We start from the raw sequence: 18,391 nt of genomic DNA, 5'->3' as shown, positions 1-18,391 counted from the left end.
ATGCTGCGACTATCTAAAAAAATGCTGTTTGCGATCGAAGCGGTGCTCGACATCGCTTATCACGCCGGCAGCGAACCTGTGCAAAGTCGTGAAATTACACGGCGTCAAGACATCCCCAGGCGCTATTTGGAACAAGCCCTGCAACAGCTCGTGCGCGAAGACATTTTGATCGGTGTACGCGGCCCGCGTGGCGGTTATCGTTTGGCGCGAGAACGCCGCCGGATTTCGATCGGCGACATCGTGCGCGCCGTGCGGCGCATGGAAACCGCCGACGACCCATTGCAAGATACCGCCGGTTCCGAACTCGGCATCAAGGTCGTGCGTCCGTTATGGCTGGAAATGCAAGGCGAGGTTATGAAGCAACTCGACCAAGTCAGCATCGATGATATGTGCAACCGCGCGCACAAATCCGGGATCGAAAGCGAAGGCCGAAAGAGCCTCGATTTCATCATCTAAACGGACTGTGACGTTTGCGACGTAACGCCAAGCTTGTTGATCGGCGAAAAGCACGATAAACCATATACCAATGAACAGCATATAAAGTGCGCAATTCAAATATTGTACAGCGCCGCTGTCCGGGAGGGTGAACGACATCATGAGCAGCCAAGAAACCAAACCCCATTTTCGGGGCCGAATTTATGACAGCATTTTGGACACCATCGGTGCGACGCCCTTGGTCAATCTGTCACGTTTGGCTAAAGCCGAAAACTGCAAGGCCACCATTCTTGGTAAGTGCGAGTTCTTCAACCCCCTCGCTTCGGTCAAGGATCGTATCGGCCGGGCCATGATCGAAGACGCCGAGAAACAAGGGCGCATTAAGCCCGGCGATATTCTTGTCGAACCGACGTCGGGCAATACCGGCATTGCCTTGGCGTTTGTGTGTGCGGCAAAAGGTTACAAGTTGATCCTCACCATGCCCGAAAGCATGTCTTCGGAACGGCGAAAGATGCTGGCCTTTTTGGGTGCTGAAATCGATCTGACCCCGGCTGCGCAAGGCATGCAAGGCGCCATCGACCGAGCCGAGGAATTGGCGAAAACCAAAGGCTATTTGATGCTCCAGCAGTTCACCAATCCTTCCAATCCGGCCGTCCACCGCGAAACCACGGCCATGGAAATTTGGCAAGATACCGATGGCAAGGTCGATCTCGTGATCAGTGGTGTCGGCACCGGTGGCACGCTCAGTGGTATCGGCGAGGCGTTGAAAAAGCTCAATCCCAAAATCAAAATGATCGCGGTCGAACCCGAAGACAGCGCCGTGCTGTCGGGTGGCGTTCCCGGCCCGCATAAAATTCAAGGCATCGGTGCGGGTTTCGTGCCCAAAGTCTTGGATGTCGACCTCATCGACGAGGTGGTGCAGATCGGCAACGAAACGGCGTTCGCCACCGCACGAAAGGCCGCACGCATCGAAGGTTTGCCTGTCGGGATTTCATCCGGTGCGGCATTGGCGACGGCCATTGAATTGGGGCAACGCCCCGAGATGGAGAATAAGGTTATCGTCGTTATTCTACCTTCGTTTGCGGAACGCTATCTTTCGACGCCCCTTTTTGAAGGATTAGGCCAGGACTGATCGATTTCTTCGGCCTTACCAGATGTGTCGCTCGATCCTTATCCACAAATTATTTTTTCGTTGTTTTTAATAAGCATTTATCAAGGAGCTTAATTAATGCTGCAAAAACAATTGGTTAATTATCATTTGTGATCATCTTGCGCTCGTCAATCCTTTGGCATCCGAGTTGAGATATTATTTTTTCATCTCATATCGTCTCAATTTCTGAACCACATCGGAACGCCGTCAATGGTCTTGGACTTTACCGAACAGCAAATTCAACGATACGCACGCCACATCCTGTTGCCACAGGTTGGCGGCCACGGTCAAAGCACTTTGCTTAATTCCAAAGTTCTCGTTGTTGGTGCGGGTGGCTTGGGATCGCCGATTTTGATGTATCTGGCCGCGGCCGGTGTCGGCACCCTGGGCATCGTTGACGATGATTCGGTCGATCTTTCCAATTTACAACGCCAAATCGTGCACACGACGGAACGCATCGGCGTCGCCAAGGTCGATAGCGCCGCCACGGCGCTGCGCGCCATCAATCCCGACATCAATCTGGTACTGCATAAAGAACGTCTGAGCCTGGACAATGTCGAATCGCTCCTGAACGATTACGACCTCGTGACCGATGGGTCGGATAATTTCGCCACCCGTTTTTTAATCAACGACGCCGCCTACTTCGCCAAAAAACCGTTGGTCAGCGGTGCGATTTTACGGTTCGACGGTCAAGTGGCGACGTTCAAGAATTTCCCCGGCGGGCATGAGGATGGGCCTTGTTATCGCTGCATTTTCCGCGAACCGCCGCCCCCGGGCCAAATCCCCAGTTGTTCCGAAGCGGGAGTTTTGGGCGCGTTGTGCGGCACCATCGGATCCTTGCAAGCGACGGAGGTCCTCAAGGAACTGCTCGGCATCGGCGAAAGCCTATCCGGGTCATTGTTGATCTATGACGCCCTTGCGAGCCAATTTCGCACCATCAAGGTAAAGCGCGATCCCGGCTGTCCCCTGTGCGGCGATCATCCAACCATTACCGACCTCTCCATCCATGCCGCACCACAGGTCGACCCTTGCCATGGCTGAAGTTTTGAACCCCGAACGACCCGAAAAGTTGTCCATTGTGGTATTTTCCGGCGATTTCGACAAGGTCCACTATGCATTGGTGATGGCGTCCGCCGCCGCCGCCATCGACACCCCGGTGACTCTTTTTTTCACTATGGAAGGGGCACGCGCGCTGATGCGCCCGGGCGTCGACAATGTAGCGGCCTGGTCCACCCAACCCACCAGCAGCGGCTTAGAAACCGGTGCCGACATGAACGATACGTTCGTGGAACGCGGCGTTGCCGATTTTGAGACCCTGCTCAGCGCCTGCCGTGAGCTCGGCGTGCGCTTCATGGTGTGTGAAATGGGCCTCAAAGCGCTCGATCTCAAGCGTGGCGAGCTGCGCCCCGACATCACCATCGAGATCGGTGGCGTGGTGACTTTCCTAAACGATGCCCACAAAGACGGTGCAATCATTTTTATTTAGATCTCTTTGATATATCTATTTTATCACTTCTGATCACATATAACTCATTGAAAAACGGCGCATCTTTAAGAGACGCGCCGTTTCGTTTAAATTGTTGCGTTTAAATATCAAACAAAACCCGGTCCGGCGGCGAGTGCCCATCGGCAAAAGTTTTAATGTTGATGAGCACCTTTTCACCCATGTCTATGCGGCCTTCACAGGTCGCCGAACCCATATGCGGCAGCAGGGTAACGTTGTTCAAATCGAGGAACTTGGGATTGATGGCCGGCTCGTTTTCGTAGACATCGAGGCCCGCGCCCGCGATCTCGCCTGCCTTGAGCATGCGGATCAAGGCATTTTCATCGATGATTTCACCGCGTGCGGTGTTGACGATAAAGGCGTGCGATTGCATCAGTTTCAGGCGGCGGGCCGACAACAGGTGATAAGTCGCGGGTGTGTGCGGGCAGTTCACCGAAATGATGTCCATGCGTGCCAGCATTTGGTCGAGGCTTTCCCAGTAGGTCGCCTCCAACTCGCGTTCCACATCTTTGTGCACGCGATTGCGGTTGTGATAGTGGATCGACAAGCCGAATCCCTTGGCGCGTTTGGCCACGGCACGGCCGATACGGCCCATGCCGACGATCCCCAGACGCTTGCCGTGAATGCGATGGCCCAGCATCCAAGTCGGCGACCAGCCGGACCAGCGTCCTTCACGCAAAGCGCGTTCACCTTCGACCAAACGGCGCGGCACGGCCAATAGCAGCGACATGGTCATATCCGCGGTGTCTTCGGTCAAGACATCCGGGGTGTTGGTGACCAAAATCCCGCGCTGACGGGCGGTGGCCAGATCGATGTGATCGACCCCGGTACCGTAGTTGGCGACCAACCGAAATTGTTCGCCCGCCTGGGCCAAAACCCCGGCATCGATATTGTCGGTCACGGTCGGCACCAGTACGTCGCAGTGTTTCACGGCTTCCGCCAACTGCGTTTGCGTCATCGGCACATCGTCCAGATTCAATTGAACGTCGAACAACTCCATCATGCGGGTTTCGACGGGATCGGGAAGTTTGCGCGTGACGACGACTTTGGGCTTATTGGAAGTGTTCATGAAGGCCCGCCCCTATCAGGGTTCTTTCATCTCTACCTGGGGAATGGCGTCTCCTCCCAGAAACGCCGGTCATTATTTGGGTATCAGCAATGTCCATGGCTGTCCAGAACCAACACACCTCGAACTCTATCTTAACCGCCAATTCGATTCAATTCGTACCAGCCGTCGCATACGCACATGAGATTCCCAGACCGCTCATTCACGTCTGTGACGCTTCAAACGTCTATCACCGCTCCGTCACCAATCTGGCGCGCAATGAAGGACTTGACCATAAGCCTACCTTGAGGTAGGTTTGCCTACTTTTAAGTCGACAGGCACAGTCATGACCCAAACGACCGATACCAGAACGCAGATCTTGGATATTGCCGAACGCTTACTGCAACAGCGCGGTTTCAATGCCTTCAGCTACCAAGATATTGCCAATGAATTGGGCATTCGCAAAGCCAGTTTGCATTATCATTTTCCCAGCAAAGCCGATTTAGGCACGGCCCTTGCCGAACGCCATGCCAACCGTGCCCTGGATGCCCTGCAAGGCGTCGATCAGCTCAACCTCAATGCCTGGCAGCAGCTCGATGCTTTCTTTAAGCCCTTTATAGATCTAGCAAAAAGCTGCGATTTGATGTGTGTGGGTGGTGTCATGGCCTCGGAGTATTCGACTTTACCCACCCCCATGCAGCACCGTATGGACGAATTTTTTGCCATTTTACACACGTGGCTGACGCGGGTTTTGCGCCAAGGCCGGGCATCCGGGCAGCTCTATTTCGGCGCCGAGCCATCGGTTAAGGCCGACGCCATCATTGCCACGCTTGAAGGCGCCATATTGATTGCAAAAACCCGCAAAAACGCCGATTTTATCGACCCTCTCATCGACGACATCAAGGCATCCCTGGGCGGCTGATTTCCGTCGCCCAATCATGACGACGGGCTCCGGCCCGTTTTCTTTTCACTAACATACCTACCTACTGATAGGTAATAATTGGAGACCTAACATGAACGCTCTATCCGTTTCGACCGCCATTCACAACCGCACCGCCATTCGCACATTTGACCCGAGCTTCATCATGTCTGGTGACGACAAACGCCGTCTGCTGTCATTGGCCATGCAAGCGCCGAGTGCGTGGAATATCCAACATTGGCGCTTCGTGTTGGTCGAAGACCCTGCCCAACGCGCAGCGCTGCAAGCGGCGGCGGGCAATCAAGCGCAATTTACAGACAGCGCCATGCTGGTGGCCATCGTCGTCGATCTCGAAGCCTGGAAACGCAATCCGGCGCGCTATTTCGATGCCGTGGGCGAAGACATCGCCGAGGTTTTGGCCGCAAAGGTGATCGATTTTTATACCGATCGCGACTGGCTGGCGCGCGACGACGCCATGCGTTCGTGTGGTTTGGCGGCACAAACCTTGATGCTGGCCGCCACCGAAATGGGCCTTGCGACGTGCCCGATGGATTTGTTCGAGCCCGAGACGGTGCAAGACCTGCTCAATTTGCCCTCGGGCCATGTCACGGCCATGTTCGTCGCCATCGGCAAAGCCAAAGCGGACCAAGACGCACCCCGCATGGGACGTTTGCCCTATGATGAAGTCGTGGTGATCGACCGCTTCCCGAACGCCTAAGCTCCGCACATTGCTCCCGCCCATGGCATGTCGAACTTCGTCCGTGATTTATGACTGTACGCTAGGGCATTGACCGCGTGGGCGGGGGCTCTTCTAATAGGGACGATTCGCTTCGATTGATTCGTTCTCGAATATCGCCGGGAGTTCTGCTGGATGATGCGTTATCTGTCGCTTGCCCTCATTATTGCCACCGTATTCGGCGCCAGTGTTGCATTGGCCCAAGTTTCCGGGTCGGGACTGCCCCTGCCGCGGTTCGTATCGTTGCGCGCCGGCGAGGTCAATCTGCGCACCGGTCCCGGTGTGCAATATCCGGTCGAATGGGTGTACCGGAAATCCGGCCTGCCGTTGGAAGTGATTGCCGAATACAAGACGTGGCGCAAAGTCCGCGATTGGGAAGGCAGCCAAGGCTGGGTGCATCAGACCATGCTGTCGTCCAAACGCGGCTTCATCGTCACCGGCGGCACCCGCGACATCCGCGCTAAAGCCGAACCGCAATCGCACACCGTTGCCCGGGTGCAAACCGGCGTTTCGGGGCAACTCATCGCCTGCCCCGGTCAAACCGAGTTCTGTCGGGTCGAAGTCGAGGGTTTTGAGGGCTGGCTGAATCGCGCAGATTTCTGGGGAATTCTTAAGGGAGAGGCGTTTGAATAAAATTTATTTATGATTTTTATTCAGCCATAAATATTGACATTATTTATCTGAAATATAATGCGAAATTGTATTCGTGCAGCCTGACAGCCACTTTTGGGCATATACCCGCACCACGACCTGCGTAACACATCCAAAATTTTTAACCTCAGCACCCATCAATATCTACCTGGATCGCCCATCGGCTACAGGCCGTTGTTAATGTTTACGGCTTTTCGGCCCTGACTATTTCTCAACCGATACGAATTTCTGCATCTGTAGACGAACTCGGGATATCCCCCTCTTTCAATTCATTTCACCCACAATAACAATAGGTTGACGCCTTAACCTTGCTGAGCTGTTGAACTGCATACCCCACGCCCGGCCTGTTTAGCGGCTCATTTCGACGACGAAAGTTAATGCGCCTGGTTCTATGCGTCGCAAACGAAAACCGGGGCCGCACAGCCGCCCCGGTTTCAAAAACGCTTAAAAGGTGCGTTGGGTGCAGATCAGTCCAGATCGGCCGCCAAAGCTGCGCGTACGGCATCGGGAAGTTTCGCCATGTGGCCGTAGGCCGGGTGATCGATAGCGAGCACAACCTCGCAACCCGGCTGCTTCATCAAGTCCGCCTGGGCATCCGTAAAGCTGAAATGCAGGAACTGGATCGAAGACGCCTTGCCGTCGGCGGTGGTGCGATCGATGTCGTCTTCGGGCACCGCCATGATTTTTTGACCGCCCACCGAAAGGCTGACGGTTTCTTCGACGCCACCAAGACCCGCCAGGAACCGCGCGCGGCGATCGGGTTCGTCGATTTCGAACATCAACGTGCAGGTCAATTCCCGGCCTTTGGGAATCAGCGGATTGTAGGCGCTGAGTTCGTCTTCGATTTGCGCGTCGCCGCCTTGCTCGATGTAGAGCATTTCGTGGACTTGGTGCCACATGGTGTCGAAGCTTTCGAAATACGCCGTGGCATCGGGGCCGATGTGAACGCGGCGGTTCTTTTTCAGTTCCGTCATGGCCTTGCGCCGTTCGAGGCGAACCTTGGCGTATTCGGCCATAGGCATGATGTCGGCGCGCGTGATTTCGTGTGTTTCACGAGGCATCGGGGGGTATCTCCTTCGACTTACAATCCGTAGGCGCGGGCAATCAACTGCACCGGGTGGCGCAACGCTTTGCCGGGGCCTTCGACTTTCTTGTCCTTGCGTTCCAGGCCCTGAACGATCTGATCGCGGGCCAAGGGACATTCCGACACCACATAGGCGCTGTCGGCCTTGGCGGCATCGCGAAACACCGGGCCGCCGACCTTCATGCCGACTTCGAAAAATTCCTTGGTCACACCCCACGATCCGCCATGGCCGGAGCAGCGCTCGATAACCGTGGTCTGCGTTTCGGGGATCAATTTCAGCAGCTCTTGCGCCTTGCGGCCCATGTTTTGGGCGCGGGCATGGCAGGCGATATGCGCGGTGATGCCGCCCGAAAGAGGCTTGAGCCCATCGGCCAAGCCTTCTTTTTCGGCAATATCGACAACGTATTGGGTAGCGTCATAGGTCGCGGTACTGAGCGCTTTGACGTTTTCGTCGTCAGGCTCGATCAGCGGCCATTCGAATTTCAGCATCAACGCGCAACTGGCCACCGGAACCACGATGTCAAAACCGTCGTCGACATAGGGCTTGAGCGTTTTGGCGATGGTTTTTGCCTTGTTGGCGACGCTGGCCATGTCGCCTTGTTCCAATTGCGGCATGCCGCAACATTCCGGATAGACGATTTCGGCGGCGATGCCGTTTTTCGCCAGCACCGCGCGGGTGTCCATGACGATGTCGGGGTCGTTGTATTCGCCGAAGCAAGACGCGTAGATCACCGCCTTGCGCTTGCCGTGCGCCGGTGCGCTCGCGTTAACCTCGATCGGTTCCGCCTTGGCGCGATCCGAACACTTTTTCTTAGCGAAGGTCGGCAGTTCGGCATCTTTGTGCACGTCATGGGTCATTTCCATGATCGAGCGCGTCAGCCCGTTTTCACGCCGCGAGGCCCAGTTGGCGAGGCCTGAGAATTTCACACCCAGCGGACCGTTGCTGTCCATTTTGGTCAGCTTGTCTTGCTTTTTGTTGGTTTTGCCCTGCTTGAACTGCAGCGCGCGGGCACGCAGCATCAGATGCGGGAAATCGAGGTCCCATTCATGGGGCGGCACGTATGGGCATTTGGTCATGAAGCACAAATCGCACAGCGTGCAGGCATCGACGACTTTCCAGTAATCAGCCTTGGCGACGCCGTCGACTTCGCCGGTCGGCGATTCGTCGACCAGGTCGAACAAGCGCGGAAAGCTGTCGCACAGATTGAAACAACGACGACAGCCGTGGCACAGGTCAAACACCCGCTCCAATTCAGCGAAGATCTTGTCTTCGTTGTAAAAATCTTCGTCCCGCCATTTGAGCGGATGACGCGTCGGCGCGTCCAAACTGCCTTCACTCATGTCCCCACCTCGCTGCTGTTCAATCGCTAAAACACATATCTAAAAAAACAACGCGGGAGGCTTTATCGACAAAGCCCCCCGCGCCGTTCATGTCATTCAACCGGGAGGAAATTAATCCAGGTTGTCGAGCGCCTTTTGGAAGCGGCCCGCGTGAGACTTTTCGGCTTTCGCCAGGGTTTCGAACCAATCGGCGATTTCGTCGAAGCCTTCTTCGCGTGCGGTCTTGGCCATGCCCGGGTACATGTCGGTGTACTCGTGGGTTTCGCCAGCGACCGAAGCCTTCAGGTTGTCAGCGGTGCCGCCGATGGGCAGACCCGTTGCGGGATCGCCGGTTTCTTCAAGAAATTCCAGGTGGCCGTGGGCGTGACCGGTTTCGCCTTCGGCGGTGGAACGGAACACGGTGGCGACGTCGTTGTAACCTTCGATGTCGGCCTTTTGTGCGAAATACAGGTAACGACGGTTGGCCTGGGATTCACCGGCGAACGCGTCTTTGAGGTTTTGTTCGGTTTTGCTGTCTTTCAAGCCCATAGTGGCCTCCTCTGATCAGATGAATGCAAAAAAAGATAACGACGGACGGCTGAATACTGCGCCGCTCGGTGACAAACTATAGCCCCTTGAAACGCAGGGTCAACCAAAAGATGGAGTTCTTCTAAAAAGAACTCCATCACATTGATTTTATTACTAATTAATTTTCTGTCAGGCGAATGACGACGTCAATTCCGGAAATTTTCGTGCCTTCGGGCGCGTTCGGCATCGCCGCCAGCTGCAATTGGCCGCCGGGAATGTCTTGCAGATGGCCTGTGCCTTCATGGAAGAAGTGGCCATGCTCATGCGTGGTGGTGTCGAAGTATGAGCGAGTCGGGTCGACCACGATTTCGCGCAGCAAACCGGCCTCGGTGAACTGGTGCAAGGTGTTGTAAACCGTCGCCAGCGAGACTTTGATGGTCGCGTCCTGGGCCTCGGCATGGAGCATTTCCGCCGTCACGTGACGCGCGCCGTTTTCAAACAACAACCGCGCCAGTGCCAAACGTTGGCGGGTTGGGCGCAATCCTGCGGTGCGAAGCTGATCAAGAACTTGTGCGTAAGGTCTCATGGTGACTCCCATTACATCTGCCTCATACTGCTCGAACCGATCAGCCCCCGTCCTTGACATGGATCAAGTAGAGCCGAGGTCCACCAACCTCTTATGAGGTTGTTTCAGTTTAGACTTATTGCAGTCAGTTAAGCATAACTTGATTTCACACGCAAAAACAAAAGACAGTAATTTTTGTGTGGTTATTTAGCGCCTGATTAATCCCTCGATCAATCGCCCGTGAGGATACGGTCCACCAGCTGCTTAACGGTCGGAATGAAGCCATTTGCGTAAAACGGGTCTTGCGCAAATTTGTAAGCGTTGTGACCCGCGAACATCAGGCTTTGGTCCAGATCGCCGCCATGCGCCGCGCGCTGCAGCGCCTTTTGAATGCAGAACGAGCGCGGGTCGGCGCGCTTGCCGTTGGTGCCCTCTTCGTTGTCGGCCCAGTTGGAAAACCGGCACTGCGACAGACAGCACATGCATTCGGCCTGACTTTGCAGGATTTGCTTGGATTTTTCCGGGGTGACGAACACCATGGTGTCGTCCGGGGTCTTCATCGCTTCGGATTGACCGGCATCGATCCACGCTTGGGCGCGGGGCAAATCTTCGGCTTTGACGTAGTGAATGCGTCCGCGCGGACCCAACGGAAGCTCGGCCGTGAACGGCGCTTCCGGTTTGGTGCGGTATTCGATTTGGCGTTCGGAACGTCCGACCAGATCGTCGAGGAACGGGTTGCGAATCGCCGACGAATAAAAGCCCGTGGGGCTGAAGCGGTTGAGGTAGACGTCGCCTTCCTTGAGGTTCAGCAACCGGTCTTTCCACGCCTGCATGATGGGGCTTTCCTGAGTCAGCAGCGGACGGGTGCCGAACTGAAATGCCACCGGACCGAGCTCTTCATTGTCGATCCAGTCTTCCCAGTCGCGCAGATACCACACCCCACCGGCCATGACGATCGGCACATGGTTGAGGCCGTAGCCGTTCATCACCTTGCGCAGTTCGAGACAGCGGCCATAGGGATCTTGCGGTTCGTTGGGATCTTCGACGTTGCTCAGCCCGTTATGACCGCCGGCCAACCACGGATCTTCGTAAACCACGCCGCCCAAAAGGTCTGCGTAATTTTTGTAAGAGCGCCTCCAGAGGGCGTTGAACGCACGCGCCGAAGACACGATCGGATAATAATTGATGCCGTACTGAGCGGCGATTTCGGCAACCTTGTAAGGCATACCCGCACCGCAGGTGATGCCGTGCACCAATTCCCCCACTTCGCTGAGGACGCCGTGCAAAATCGGCACCGTGCCGCCCGCTTCCCACAGCACGTTCATGTGGATACGGCCCTCGCCACCGGAAACATCGCGGGCGATTTTCGCCTGTTCGATGCCGCCGCGAATGGCGTAAGCCTTCAATTCTTCAAACCGCTCGGAGCGTGTCTTGCCGTGATAAACCTGCGGAATGTACGTGCCGTCTTCGGCGTAACTGTCCGGGTTCACACACGAAAACGTGCCGATGCCGCCGGCCTTGGCCCATGCGCCTGCAGTGGTTCCGTTGGATACGGCAACGCCTTTGCCGCCTTCCACCAAGGGCAGTACGTCCTTGCCGGACATTTTATAGGAATTGAGCGTTTTCACGGAACCTCCGGATCAATGGCTCCAATCCATATTGGGGCCACAGCATAAGCATACATGAATGTGTCACAAAAATTAGTCACTTGTGAGACATATCATACAACAAACGTAGCGAAAAAGAATCGGGGCGGACACCTCAAAACGATGAGGGCCGCCCCGAATCTTGGAATGGAGTTAGTCGGCCTTCTTTTCCGGCGCGATTTCTTCGCCGGTTTCCTGGTCGACCACCTTCATGGACAGTTTCACTTTGCCGCGATCGTCGATGCCGATCAACTTGACCTTCACGTCCTGGCCTTCCTTGACGATGTCGCCGACTTTTTCGACGCGGTAGTTCGCCAATTCGGAAATATGCACCAGACCGTCGCGCGGACCCATGAAGTTCACGAATGCGCCGAAGTCCATGATCTTGACCACTTTACCGGTGTAGATCATGCCGACTTCCGGCTCGGCAACGATGCCTTTGATCCAATCGATGGCTTGTTGCATGGCACTCGCGTCCACGGCGGCAACCTTGACGGTGCCGTCGTCGTCCAGATCGACCTTGGCGCCGGTGGTTTCGCAGATTTCGCGAATCACCTTGCCGCCCGCGCCGATAACGTCGCGGATTTTGTCTTTGTTGATCTTGAACGTTTCGATGCGCGGTGCCGTCGCAGCGACGGTTTCACGACCGTGATCGATGGTATGACCCATTTCGCCGAGGATGTGCAAACGACCGGCTTTCGCCTGTTCCAGTGCCGTTTCCATGATCTCCGACGTGATCGACGTGATCTTGATGTCCATCTGCAGCGACGTGATGCCCTGATCGGTACCGGCAACCTTGAAGTCCATGTCGCCGAGGTGATCTTCATCACCCAAGATGTCCGACAGAACCGCAACGCCGGCGTCTTCCTTGATCAGACCCATGGCGATACCCGCAACCGGGCGCTTCAGCGGAACGCCCGCGTCCATCAGCGCCAAAGAGGTCGAGCACACCGTGGCCATCGACGAAGAGCCGTTGGATTCGGTGATTTCCGACACCACGCGAATGGTGTAGGGGAAGTCTTCCTTGCTCGGCATCACCGGGTGGATGGCGCGCCAGGCCAACTTGCCGTGACCGATTTCGCGACGGCCCGTGGCGCCGAAGCGACCGGCTTCGCCGACCGAGTACGGCGGGAAGTTGTAGTGCAGCATGAAGTGCGAACGATAAGATCCTTCGAGTGCATCGATGATCTGCTCATCCGAACCGGTGCCCAGCGTGGCAACGCCGATCGACTGGGTTTCGCCGCGGGTGAACAGCGCCGAACCGTGTGCACGCGGCAGAACGCCGACTTCTGTGACGATCGGACGAACGGTCTTGGTGTCGCGACCGTCGATACGCACGCCGGTTTCCAGGATCGACATACGCACGATGTTCTTTTCCAACGATTTGAACGCATCGGCCAGAACCGAGTCCAAAAGATCGGCGTCGAACTCGCCTTTGATCACGGCGGTGGCGGCATCCTTGGCGGCTGCCACGGCGGCTTGACGTTCCAGCTTGTCGGAAATCTTGTACGCATCGCGCAGACCGGCTTCGGCCAATTCCTTGACCTTGGCTTTGACGTCGTCGACGCCGGCAGGCGCCGGGGCCAGAGCCATCGGTTCTTTGGCGCAATGTTCGGCCAGTTCGATGATCGCGTCGATCACCGGCTGGAAAGCCTGGTGGCCGAAGCTCACCGCGCCCAGCATCACTTCTTCGCTGAGTTCGTTGGCTTCCGATTCGACCATCAGCACGCCTTCCTTGGTACCCGCGACCACCAGGTCGAGGTCGGAATTGGGCATCTCGTCGAGGTGCGGGTTGAGCACGAACTCACCGTTGATGCGGCCGACGCGCGCGCCGCCGATCGGACCCATGAAGGGCGCGCCGGAAATGCACAGAGCGGCCGAGGTGCCGACCATGGAGACGATATCGGGATCGTTTTCCATATCGTGCTGAACCACGGTGCAGATGACCTGAACTTCGTTTTTGAAGCCTTTGGCGAACAGCGGGCGGATCGGACGGTCGATCAAACGCGAGGTCAGCGTTTCTTTTTCCGACGGACGGCCTTCACGCTTGAAGAAGCCGCCCGGAATGCGACCGGCGGCATAGGTTTTTTCTTGGTAGTGAACCGAGAGGGGGAAGAAGTCGATACCCGGACGCTCGGAGTCCATGGCCACCACGGTGCACAGCACTTTGGTTTCGCCATAGGTCGCCATCACGGCGCCGGAGGCCTGACGCGCAATCTTACCGGTTTCGAAAACCAGCGTGCGGCCGCCCCATTCGAGTTCTTTCCTAAATTCCTTGAACATACTTAACTTTCCTTCAAATCAATCGGCAGGCCCTAGTTTCTTGCCCGCCAACAGTTCCTGCCTTAACCCCGCCCGGCCATCCGGCACGGGGCTCGTCTTTTTGTCCTGAGGTGGAGATCAATGGACGGACAAAAAGACCAACGGCCAGCCCCCGTTTCGAGGACTGGCCGTATGCACCTTAGCGGCGCAGGCCGAGGCGCTTGATCAGGCTCTCGTAGCGCGCTTGGTCCTTCTTCTTGGTGTAGTCCAGAAGACGGCGGCGCTGACCGACCATGATCAGCAGCCCGCGGCGCGAGTGGTGATCTTTTTTGTGAGTCTTCAGGTGTTCGGTCAAATTGACAATCCGTTCGGTGAGAACGGCGACCTGCACCTCGGGGGAACCGGTATCGTCCGGCTTGGTTGCGTATTCTTTGATGAGCTCTTGTTTGCGCTCTGCAGTAATCGACATCGTGTACTCCTGTGTTTAGAGATTGAGAACACGGATCGGGCGGATATCTCCACCTTCGATCCTGGCCAGAGCAAGCGGCGTATCCCCGTTCATGACAACGACCGTTTCCCCTTGGGACACCTTCACATCGGGTGTGCGATTGAGAACGGTCAGCGCCGGAACGGACATGCCATGCCGCATGTTTCCAGCCTCGGCTTCCGTCAAGGCCAGCGCCGGGATGTCGTCCAGCGCGGTCATAATCGGAAGCACGGCTTCTTCGAGGCGCGCACTATGCCCCAGAGACTCCAACGAATCCAGCGAAATCGCCCTATTTTCGCGAAATGGACCGACGCGCGTCCGGCGCAAATCGGCGACGTAGCCGACGGTCCCCAAACGCACCGCCAAATCGCGTGCTAACGACCTGATATACGTACCTTTTCCGCAATCCACATCGATCACGGCGAGATCCGGTTCAGGCATCTCGACCAGACACACCCGATCGATGTGCACGGTGCGCGGTTTCATCTCGATCTCTTGATCGCCGGGTTCTTGCTGGCGAGCCAGCTTATAGGCGCGCTGACCGTCGATCTTGATCGCGGAATAGACCGGCGGGATTTGTTCGATGTCACCTTCGAATTCGGACAGAACCGCTTCGATTTCGGCGGCCGTGGGCCGTTTGGCGGAGGTTTCGATCACCTCGCCCTCGGCGTCGTCGGTGCTGCGCGCTTCGCCGAAGCGCACCCAGCAGCGATAGGTCTTGGCGCCATCCATGACGAACGACATGGTTTTGGTCGCTTCGCCCACCGCGATCGGCAATATCCCGCTGGCGAGCGGGTCGAGCGTACCGCCATGACCGGCTTTTTGCGCGTTGAGCAGAAACCGCACCTTGCCCACGGCTTGAGACGAGCTGAGACCTTTGGCTTTGTCCAAAACGACCCAACCGTGAACCGGCTGGCCCTTACGTTTACGCGCCATCAGGCGGTCTCGTCGCTTTCGCCGTCGAATTCAATATCGGCGTCGTCATCGCGATGCAGGTCGCGCGCAACCTCGGGACTGTGCAGCAATTGGTCGATGTGACCGGCAAAATCGAACGAGGTGTCGTGTTCGAAATGCAGTTGCGGGGCGAATTTCAAGTTCACCTTGCGCACCACTTCGTGACGCAGGAATTTGCGCGCCCGGCCCAACGCGTCGATGACGGTTTTCACCGCTTCGGCGTCGCCGCCGCCCAAGGGCGTGACGAAACAGGTGGCGTTCTTCAAATCCGGGCTGACGCGCACTTCGGTCACCGTCACCGGCGTGGTCGCCAGCGCCGGATCGCGCAGTTCGCCGCGTTCCAAAATCCACGCCAGCGCATGGCGCAGTTCCTCGCCCACGCGCAATTGGCGTTGGCTCGGCCCTTTTGCCGAATGATGGTGGCCGTGACGAGTCATAGCATATGCCCTAAACAGAATGCGTGCGGCGAGGGTCCAACCCTACTCTTCGAGCTGGCGCGCCACTTCGATCACATCGAAGCACTCGATCACATCGCCTTCCTTGATGTCGTCGTAATTGGCGAACGACATGCCGCATTCGGTGCCTTCCTTGACTTCCTTAACGTCGTCCTTGAAGCGCTTGAGCTGGCTCAGCTCGCCTTCGTGGATGACCACGTCGTCGCGCAGCAGGCGAACCTTGGCGCCGCGCTTGACCATGCCGTCGGTGACCATGCAACCGGCGACCTTGCCGACCTTGGAAACCGAGAACACTTCGCGCACCTGCGCGTAGCCGAGGAATTCTTCTTTCAACGTCGGCGCCAGCATGCCCGACAGCGCGTTGCGCATGTCGTCGATGGCGTCGTAGATGATCGAATAATAGCGGATGTCGACGCCGTCGCGCTTGGCCAGATCGCGGGCCTGAGCGTTGGCGCGGACGTTGAAGCCGATGATGAAGCCGCCCGAAGCGCGGGCCAAGATCACGTCGGATTCGTTGATGCCGCCGACTGCGCCGTGCAGCACCTGCGCCTTGACTTCGTCGGTGCCCATTTTGTTGAGCGCGGCGGAAATCGCTTCCAAAGAACCGTGCACGTCGGCTTTGACCACCACCGGCAGGGTTTGAGCTTCGCCTTCCTTGATCTTCTCGAACATCTGTTCGAGCGTGCCGCGGCTGGCCGCAGCGGACCGCAGATCGCGCTTTTTGCGCTGACGATATTCTGTGACTTCACGCGCGCGCGCTTCGTCGTCGACCACGACGACTTCATCACCCGCGTCGGGCGTGCCGCTGAGGCCGAGAATTTCCACCGGCATGCCGGGGTAGGCTTCTTCGATCTGATTGCCGTGATCGTCGATCAGGGCACGCACGCGGCCCCATTCGGAACCGGCGACGAAGATGTCGCCACGACGCAAGGTGCCACGCTGAACCAGGGCGGTCGCGACCGAGCCGCGGCCCTGTTCCATCTTGGCTTCGACGATGACGCCTTCGGCGGCGCGGTTCGGATTGGCCTTGAGGTCGAGAATTTCGGCCTGCAGCAAGATCGCTTCTTCAAGTTTGTCCAAGCCGGTGCGGGCCTTGGCGGACACGTCCACCGCCAGCACTTCGCCGCCCATTTCTTCGACCACGATTTCGTGCTGCAGCAATTCGGTGCGCACCTTGGTCGGGTTGGCGTCGGGCTTGTCGCATTTGTTGATGGCGACGATGATCGGCACTTCCGCGGCCTTGGCGTGGTGAATGGCTTCGATGGTTTGCGGCATGACGCTGTCGTCGGCGGCCACAACCAACACCACGATGTCGGTAACCTTGGCGCCGCGCGCACGCATGTCGGTGAACGCCGCGTGACCCGGGGTGTCGACGAAGGTGATCTTTGCGCCACTTTCCAGGCTGACCTGATACGCGCCGATGTGCTGGGTGATACCACCCGCTTCGCCGCCCGCCACATCAGTGGTGCGCAGCGCATCGAGCAGCGAGGTCTTGCCGTGATCGACGTGACCCATAACGGTCACCACCGGCGGACGCCGCACCAGGTCGGCCTCGTTATCGTCACCGCCGCTGAGACCGGTTTCCACATCCGCATCGGACACGCGTTGCAGATTGTGGCCGAATTCCGAAACGATCAGTTCCGCGGTATCAGCGTCAATGATCTGGTTGATGGTCGCCATCACGCCCATCTTCATCAATTCGCGGATCACATCCACGCCACGCTCGGCCATACGGTTGGCGAGTTCCTGCACGGAAATGGTTTCCGGCACCACCACGTCACGGACGATTTTCTTGTTCTGCGCGCGCGCCTGCTGTTGTTGCAGACGTTCTTTTTCGCGCTTGCGCTTCACCGACGCGAGCGAACGCTGACGTTCTTCGCTGCCGCCACCGGACAGCGCCGACGAAATGGTCAGCTTGCCGGAACGGCGGCGCTCTTCGCCGCCACGGCCACGGGTCGGCGCGGCAACCTTGCCATCGCCACCGTCGCCCTTGGGCTTTTTGATTTTCTTTTTCTTGACGTCGTCCTTTGCGGCGACCGGCGCTTCGGTCGGATCGATTTGCGGCCGCGATTTCGCCGGTGCGGGCGCAGGCGCAGCAGGCCGAGGTTCGGGCTGCACTTCGAGCGGCGCCTCGGCGGTCTCTTCCGGTCCGCGCGCGGCGGCTTCGGCGGCTTGACGTTCCGCTTCCTCGGCGGCGCGCTTGGCGGCTTCGGCTTCCTCGCGCTTGCGCTTTTCGGCCTCTTCAGCGGCGCGCTTGGCTTCTTCGGCGGCGCGGATTTTCGAACCTTCCAAAGCCTTGACGCGGGCTTGGCGCTCGCTTTCGGTCAGGTTGTCGTCATGAACAACCGGCGCGGCGGGAGCCTGCGGCGCAGTCGGCGCGGCGGGAGCAGCGGGCGTTTCCGCCACTGCCGGGGCAGCCTGTCCTTCACGCACCTGGGCCATCTTGCCGCTGGCGTCTTGAGCATAGGTCCGCTTTCTCTTCACCTCGACCGCAACCATTTTGGAACGGCCGTGCGAGAAGTTCTGCTTCACCGTACCGGCGTCAACAGTCTTCTTCAGCTCCAGCTTGCCGGGACGTTTCAAGGTCAGCGGCTTTTTTCCGGTGTCGTTCGTATCGGCGTCGTTTGAATCGCTCATATCACTCCGTTTT

The 18,391-nt window shown here is 57.5% G+C and carries 18 protein-coding genes; 7 read left to right on the top strand and 11 right to left on the bottom strand.

Features of this window, described 5'->3' with window-relative positions; genetic code table 11:
* The 4 genes from VIN96_RS01555 (at position 1) to VIN96_RS01540 (ending at position 3,071) form a co-directional block, all read left to right on the top strand.
* Positions 1-456: an Rrf2 family transcriptional regulator gene (locus VIN96_RS01555; RefSeq protein ID WP_331893656.1), complete on the top strand. Its 456-nt coding sequence runs from the start codon at positions 1-3 to the stop codon at positions 454-456.
* A 139-nt stretch (positions 457-595) separates the two neighbouring features.
* On the top strand, positions 596-1,567 hold the full coding sequence (gene cysK, locus VIN96_RS01550; RefSeq protein ID WP_331893655.1) for a cysteine synthase A: 972 nt from the start codon (positions 596-598) through the stop codon (positions 1,565-1,567).
* Positions 1,568-1,801: 234 nt separating this feature from the next.
* On the top strand, positions 1,802-2,626 hold the full coding sequence (gene moeB, locus VIN96_RS01545; RefSeq protein WP_331893723.1) for a molybdopterin-synthase adenylyltransferase MoeB: 825 nt from the start codon (positions 1,802-1,804) through the stop codon (positions 2,624-2,626).
* Positions 2,619-3,071, top strand: coding sequence for a DsrE/DsrF/DrsH-like family protein (locus VIN96_RS01540; RefSeq protein ID WP_331893654.1), 453 nt, complete (start codon positions 2,619-2,621; stop codon positions 3,069-3,071). The genes moeB and VIN96_RS01540 overlap by 8 nt, the downstream gene beginning before the upstream one ends.
* A gap of 100 nt (positions 3,072-3,171) precedes the next feature.
* On the opposite strand, the gene VIN96_RS01535 is transcribed toward VIN96_RS01540, so the two are convergent.
* Entirely contained in the window at positions 3,172-4,158 is a 987-nt protein-coding gene (locus tag VIN96_RS01535) for a D-glycerate dehydrogenase (protein ID WP_331893653.1), read from the bottom strand.
* A 322-nt stretch (positions 4,159-4,480) separates the two neighbouring features.
* Between VIN96_RS01535 and VIN96_RS01530 the strand changes: the two genes are divergently transcribed.
* The 3 genes from VIN96_RS01530 (at position 4,481) to VIN96_RS01520 (ending at position 6,422) form a co-directional block, all read left to right on the top strand.
* Complete coding sequence (locus VIN96_RS01530) at positions 4,481-5,056, top strand: TetR/AcrR family transcriptional regulator (RefSeq protein WP_331893652.1); 576 nt, start codon at positions 4,481-4,483, stop codon at positions 5,054-5,056.
* Between the two features lie 91 nt (positions 5,057-5,147).
* Positions 5,148-5,771, top strand: a complete 624-nt coding sequence (locus VIN96_RS01525; protein WP_331893651.1) for a nitroreductase family protein — start codon at positions 5,148-5,150, stop codon at positions 5,769-5,771.
* Between the two features lie 153 nt (positions 5,772-5,924).
* Positions 5,925-6,422, top strand: a complete 498-nt coding sequence (locus VIN96_RS01520; RefSeq protein WP_331893650.1) for an SH3 domain-containing protein — start codon at positions 5,925-5,927, stop codon at positions 6,420-6,422.
* 485 nt (positions 6,423-6,907) lie between these two features.
* Here VIN96_RS01520 and VIN96_RS01515 read toward each other — a convergent pair whose 3' ends face one another.
* The 10 genes from VIN96_RS01515 to infB all read right to left on the bottom strand — a co-directional run bounded on the left by VIN96_RS01515 (position 6,908) and on the right by infB (position 18,378).
* A complete protein-coding gene (locus tag VIN96_RS01515; RefSeq protein ID WP_331893649.1) occupies positions 6,908-7,501 on the bottom strand; it encodes a DUF3501 family protein in 594 nt (197 codons plus the stop codon).
* A 20-nt stretch (positions 7,502-7,521) separates the two neighbouring features.
* The gene (locus VIN96_RS01510; protein WP_331893648.1) at positions 7,522-8,865 is read right to left on the bottom strand and encodes a (Fe-S)-binding protein; all 1,344 of its coding nucleotides are present in this window, start codon (positions 8,863-8,865) and stop codon (positions 7,522-7,524) included.
* A 111-nt stretch (positions 8,866-8,976) separates the two neighbouring features.
* A complete protein-coding gene (locus VIN96_RS01505; protein ID WP_331893647.1) occupies positions 8,977-9,393 on the bottom strand; it encodes a rubrerythrin family protein in 417 nt (138 codons plus the stop codon).
* A 157-nt stretch (positions 9,394-9,550) separates the two neighbouring features.
* Positions 9,551-9,958 carry an iron response transcriptional regulator IrrA gene (gene irrA / locus VIN96_RS01500; RefSeq protein ID WP_331893646.1) on the bottom strand — a complete coding sequence of 136 codons (408 nt, stop codon included), beginning with the start codon at positions 9,956-9,958 and terminating at the stop codon, positions 9,551-9,553.
* Positions 9,959-10,167: 209 nt separating this feature from the next.
* Positions 10,168-11,565, bottom strand: coding sequence for an NAD(P)H-dependent flavin oxidoreductase (locus VIN96_RS01495; RefSeq protein WP_414675582.1), 1,398 nt, complete (start codon positions 11,563-11,565; stop codon positions 10,168-10,170).
* A gap of 171 nt (positions 11,566-11,736) precedes the next feature.
* Positions 11,737-13,866 carry a polyribonucleotide nucleotidyltransferase gene (gene pnp, locus VIN96_RS01490; protein WP_331893645.1) on the bottom strand — a complete coding sequence of 710 codons (2,130 nt, stop codon included), beginning with the start codon at positions 13,864-13,866 and terminating at the stop codon, positions 11,737-11,739.
* A 178-nt stretch (positions 13,867-14,044) separates the two neighbouring features.
* Positions 14,045-14,314, bottom strand: coding sequence for a 30S ribosomal protein S15 (gene rpsO / locus VIN96_RS01485; RefSeq protein WP_331893644.1), 270 nt, complete (start codon positions 14,312-14,314; stop codon positions 14,045-14,047).
* Positions 14,315-14,329: 15 nt separating this feature from the next.
* On the bottom strand, positions 14,330-15,268 hold the full coding sequence (gene truB, locus VIN96_RS01480) for a tRNA pseudouridine(55) synthase TruB (RefSeq protein WP_331893643.1): 939 nt from the start codon (positions 15,266-15,268) through the stop codon (positions 14,330-14,332).
* Positions 15,268-15,723 carry a 30S ribosome-binding factor RbfA gene (gene rbfA, locus VIN96_RS01475; RefSeq protein ID WP_331893642.1) on the bottom strand — a complete coding sequence of 152 codons (456 nt, stop codon included), beginning with the start codon at positions 15,721-15,723 and terminating at the stop codon, positions 15,268-15,270. Before rbfA ends, truB begins: the two co-directional genes overlap by 1 nt.
* Positions 15,724-15,765: 42 nt before the next feature.
* Positions 15,766-18,378, bottom strand: a complete 2,613-nt coding sequence (gene infB, locus VIN96_RS01470; RefSeq protein WP_331893641.1) for a translation initiation factor IF-2 — start codon at positions 18,376-18,378, stop codon at positions 15,766-15,768.
* Positions 18,379-18,391: the final 13 nt, after the last annotated feature.

Source organism: Magnetovibrio sp., from assembly GCF_036568125.1.
Lineage (GTDB): Bacteria > Pseudomonadota > Alphaproteobacteria > Rhodospirillales > Magnetovibrionaceae > Magnetovibrio.
Note: the sequence above shows the minus strand (reverse complement) of the source record. Positions and strands in the feature narration are given on the sequence as shown.

Bases quoted from the DNA above. Each gene is read 5' to 3' on its own strand.
- VIN96_RS01555 (WP_331893656.1), top strand. From the start codon at position 1: ATGCTGCGACTATCTAAAAAAATGCTGTTTGCGATCGAAGCGGTGCTC.
- cysK (WP_331893655.1), top strand. From the start codon at position 596: ATGAGCAGCCAAGAAACCAAACCCCATTTTCGGGGCCGAATTTATGAC.
- VIN96_RS01540 (WP_331893654.1), top strand. From the start codon at position 2,619: ATGGCTGAAGTTTTGAACCCCGAACGACCCGAAAAGTTGTCCATTGTG.
- VIN96_RS01535 (WP_331893653.1), bottom strand. From the start codon at position 4,158: ATGAACACTTCCAATAAGCCCAAAGTCGTCGTCACGCGCAAACTTCCC.
- VIN96_RS01530 (WP_331893652.1), top strand. From the start codon at position 4,481: ATGACCCAAACGACCGATACCAGAACGCAGATCTTGGATATTGCCGAA.
- VIN96_RS01525 (WP_331893651.1), top strand. From the start codon at position 5,148: ATGAACGCTCTATCCGTTTCGACCGCCATTCACAACCGCACCGCCATT.
- VIN96_RS01520 (WP_331893650.1), top strand. From the start codon at position 5,925: ATGATGCGTTATCTGTCGCTTGCCCTCATTATTGCCACCGTATTCGGC.
- VIN96_RS01515 (WP_331893649.1), bottom strand. From the start codon at position 7,501: ATGCCTCGTGAAACACACGAAATCACGCGCGCCGACATCATGCCTATG.
- VIN96_RS01510 (WP_331893648.1), bottom strand. From the start codon at position 8,865: ATGAGTGAAGGCAGTTTGGACGCGCCGACGCGTCATCCGCTCAAATGG.
- VIN96_RS01505 (WP_331893647.1), bottom strand. From the start codon at position 9,393: ATGGGCTTGAAAGACAGCAAAACCGAACAAAACCTCAAAGACGCGTTC.
- irrA (WP_331893646.1), bottom strand. From the start codon at position 9,958: ATGAGACCTTACGCACAAGTTCTTGATCAGCTTCGCACCGCAGGATTG.
- pnp (WP_331893645.1), bottom strand. From the start codon at position 13,866: ATGTTCAAGGAATTTAGGAAAGAACTCGAATGGGGCGGCCGCACGCTG.
- rpsO (WP_331893644.1), bottom strand. From the start codon at position 14,314: ATGTCGATTACTGCAGAGCGCAAACAAGAGCTCATCAAAGAATACGCA.
- truB (WP_331893643.1), bottom strand. From the start codon at position 15,268: ATGGCGCGTAAACGTAAGGGCCAGCCGGTTCACGGTTGGGTCGTTTTG.
- rbfA (WP_331893642.1), bottom strand. From the start codon at position 15,723: ATGACTCGTCACGGCCACCATCATTCGGCAAAAGGGCCGAGCCAACGC.
- infB (WP_331893641.1), bottom strand. From the start codon at position 18,378: ATGAGCGATTCAAACGACGCCGATACGAACGACACCGGAAAAAAGCCG.